Source organism: Synechococcus sp. R8-2 (genome assembly GCF_047461715.1).
Taxonomy (GTDB): Bacteria; Cyanobacteriota; Cyanobacteriia; order Thermostichales; family Thermostichaceae; genus Thermostichus.
Genome location: NZ_JANSHQ010000028.1, coordinates 1 through 3549 on the forward strand (window position 1 = coordinate 1; position 3549 = coordinate 3549).

Annotated in this window: 3 protein-coding genes and 1 pseudogene; 1 reads left to right on the forward strand and 3 read right to left on the reverse strand. The window is 58.3% G+C overall.

From position 1 onward, the window contains the following. On the reverse strand, positions 1-1322 hold a 1322-nt coding region (locus NW819_RS00740; protein WP_414412594.1), incomplete at its 3' end, for a TonB family protein. A gap of 264 nt (positions 1323-1586) precedes the next feature. Here NW819_RS00740 and NW819_RS00745 point away from each other — a divergent pair. Continuing rightward, complete coding sequence (locus NW819_RS00745) at positions 1587-2756, forward strand: Rieske 2Fe-2S domain-containing protein (protein ID WP_414412595.1); 1170 nt, start codon at positions 1587-1589, stop codon at positions 2754-2756. Here the strand turns inward: NW819_RS00745 and rplL are convergent. Together rplL and NW819_RS00755 are read right to left on the reverse strand one after the other, a co-directional pair. Beyond that, on the reverse strand, positions 2749-3159 hold the full coding sequence (gene rplL / locus NW819_RS00750; protein WP_414350999.1) for a 50S ribosomal protein L7/L12: 411 nt from the start codon (positions 3157-3159) through the stop codon (positions 2749-2751). The genes NW819_RS00745 and rplL overlap by 8 nt on opposite strands. Before the next feature lie 63 nt (positions 3160-3222). Continuing rightward, positions 3223-3549: pseudogene (locus tag NW819_RS00755) on the reverse strand (50S ribosomal protein L10); the annotation flags it as partial.

Sequence of the window (3549 nt, forward strand, 5' to 3'; positions counted from 1 at the left end):
GTCAGGGTCGGGTAGTTTACTTCTTCGCCAACATAGCTCTCGGGCAAAGGAGCAAAGGGGGCTGAGCGCTGGATGGCACTGAGCACGGCTGCATCCAACAGGGGATCTTCTGAGGGGGTTTGCAGGCGCAGTTCCCGCAAGGATCCCTGTCGATCCAGACGCACCTGCACCACTGTTACGTAGGATCCGGATGCCCGCCGTACCATCCAGTGTTGGCGAACCCTTTCTTGAAATTGAGCCAAGTAGTCTCCCCAATCCGGATCGGCGGTGGCATTTAGGCTGGGTGGGCCTGCCTGAGAGGACTCGATCCCACTGGTGCGACCGAAGTCGGAGTTGTGGGATCCGGTAGGAAAAGTCGGGGGCAAGGTGGGAGAAGGCTCTTCCAACGGGGCTGCGATCGGCTCTGGAGAGGGCAAAGTTGGATGCGGATCCGCTGGAGCCGACAGGTAGGGTTGTGGCAAAACCTCAGGAGAACTTGCTGCTCTTTCGGGTTGAGGCTTGAGGGATTGAGCAGGAGAGATCTGAGCCGATTTGGTCTCCACTGCTGCTGCCGAGGAGGTAGCCAGTAGGCTTTGCAGATGCTGACGATAGTCCTGCAGTTGCTGGCGCTGTGGAGAGGACAGAGGCCAGTGATCCAGCCATTCTTCCGTCAGATGTAGCGCCTCCGCCCAATTGTGATCGGCAACTGCCTGCTCCAGAGCTGCTAAACCCGCTGACAGATTTTCTAACCTGGCCTCTGGCTGCTGCTGAGGAGAGGCAGAGTTCCGGGCGGGCTGGGTCACCTCAAGCTCCCTTGTCGGCGGAGAAAGGATCTCAGGGACAGGACTCCCTGCGGCTGAGGCGAGCAGAGGCTGTGCCGTTGCAGAAGTGACCTCTACCCATTCACCTGGATTGGCCACTTGCGACTGCCGCACCGATACGTGATCCCGAGGTTCAGAGACACCGGACTCACGGGCGGAGACGGGCGCAATCCACTGCGGCTCTGGGGGCGGCTCGTCTGCCACCTCCACCCACTGAAAGGGGAGGATCTCCTCCTCTTCCCGGATCCTAGGCTGCCAACCCACCCAGCTCATCGCGATGAAATGCAACCCTGCCGAGAGCACGTTGGCCAGCCCCAGGCGCCAAGGTAAGGAGCGGCGTTCCTGCTGTCGTTCTTGTTGAGAACGGCTGAGGCGGGGCTCTGGATCCACCTCTCCGTCTGTCAAGCAATTTGCCTGGCTCTCAGCAGCCGGTTCTGGTTTGGGGGAGGTGGACTCTGCAGTAGGTTGGGCCGGGATCCCTGTGTTACGGAGATCTCGGTTGGGGTTCAATTCGTTTTGCACCTTTCCACCTCTCCCCACAGCCACATGCCAACAGAAGCCCACTGACACTTTTCTACTTCCCTCAATCAATAGCCCATCTCTGGATAGAGGGGGAGTTGTCGATGTCCAAACGCGACCGCTGTGGCAGGGCAAAGCTGTGTTGGCTTATACGGACTTCTGCCATTTCAACGCCTATCTTTTTCACGGGGGGCGGTGCTTTGAGCCACCTAGGCTCACGAAAAGCCAGCTCATGATTCTCCGAACTAGAGCTTGTGGAGCGGGTTTATGCTTGTTACCCAGCAACCTGTCCTGAGGCGGTTTTGGTACCCTGTGATCCCAGTATCAGCTCTGGAAGCCGGCCCACAAGCTTTCACGCTGCTGAAGACCCCTTTGGTGCTTTGGCTCAATGAGTCAGGGCAGCCTTGCGCCGTCTTGGATCGTTGCTGCCATCGCTCGGCCCAACTTTCCAAAGGGGTTGTTTGCAATGGCCACATCCGCTGCCCCTATCACGGCTGGGAGTTTGACGGCTCCGGCACCTGTGTGAAGGTGCCCCAACTTACAGACAACTTCATCTTCATCCCCCCTACCTACAAGGTGGAGGGGTTTCGCTGCCAAGAGCGCTATGGCTATGTTTGGGTGGCATTGGCGGATCCCTTGACCGATATTCCCGAGATCTCAGAGGTGGCGGATCCCCGGTTTCGCCAAATTCATCAGTTCTATGAGGTCTGGAAATGCGCCAAATGCGCCGGCCTGCGCCTGATGGAAAACTCCTTTGACAATGCCCATCCCCACTTCGTCCATCACCAGAGCTTTGGGGTGATCTCCGAGCCTGTACCCCCAGATCTGGACAGCCTTGAAGAACTGGAATATGGCCTTCGGGCCACCTCTGTTTTGCCGGTGTTCAACAGTGACTTGCAGAAGCAAAACTTGCGGATGTCAGAGGATCGCGCCGTGCGTATCCTGGAGGGCACCTGGTTTATGCCTTTTGGTCGCAAGCTCAAAATCACCTACCCCAACGGCCTCATCCACATCATTTTCACAGCGGCTACCCCCATCGACGACCAAACCTCGCAGGTGGTGCAATTCTGTTTACGCAACGATTCGGAAGCAGAGGTGAGTGCTGAGAGTATCATCGCCTTCGATCGGCAGGTGACCCTTGAGGATCAACGGGTTCTGGAAAGCACCGACTATGACGTTCCCCTCGATATCAAGGCGGAGCAGCACATGTTTACCGATAAACCCAGCATCGTCATGCGTCGCAAGCTGGCTGCCCTTTTGAAAGCCCACGGAGAGGTGGAAGTGCGACGCAGCAGGGGACAGGGATCCCGAACCCACGCCAATGGTCGGGCAGACCCAAAAGAGGGGCCGGAGCAGCCCCCCTTGGGTTTGAGAGTCTTGATTAGATTCCTCGTCAGAGCAGGGAGAGGCGCTCTCCTCGTAACTGGAACTACTTGATCTTGACGGTGGCGCCGGCTTCTTCCAGCTTTTTCTTGATGTCGTTGGCTTCCTCCTTGGGAACTCCTTCTTTGACAGGCTTGGGAGCCGCCTCGACGAGATCTTTGGCATCCTTCAGGCCCAAGCCGGTCAACTCGCGCACCACCTTGAGGATGGCGATCTTCTTGTCGGCTGGCACAGCCTCGAGGATGACATCAAAGGCAGTTTGCTCTTCCACCGGCTCAGGGGCTGCCGCCGGAGCTGCCGCCGCCGCTGCCACAGGAGCTGCCATGACCATGCCGCCGGCTGGGGCTGCTGCACTGACGCCAAAGGTTTCCTCGATGGCTTTCACCAGCTCGGAAGCTTCCAGCAAGCTCAAGGCTTTCAACTCTTCCAAAATCTTTGCAACGCGCTCTGAAGACATGATGGTTTCTCCTTGGGGGTAACAGAATCGATACACAGGTTTGGGCTGATGAACTGAAGCCCTTTATGCGGCCTCCTTGTCGGCAATGGCCCGGATGGCCCGCCCCAGAGAGGCTGGGATCTCGTGGATACCGCGCGCCACTTGCGTGGGCACAGCATTGAGCCCGACCGCCAGGCCGGTGGCCACCGACTTGAGGCTGCCCGCCACTTGGGCCATGAGCACTTCCTTGGGCGGTAGCTCGGCGATGGCCTTGGCCTGCTCCAAGGTCAGGGATAGCCCTTCAATGCCGGCACCGCGGAACTCGGTTTTCTTGGTTTGCTTGGCAAAATCCTGATACGCCTTCAGGGCGGCTGAAATATCGCCCCGAATCAAGATAAAGGCCGTCGGCCC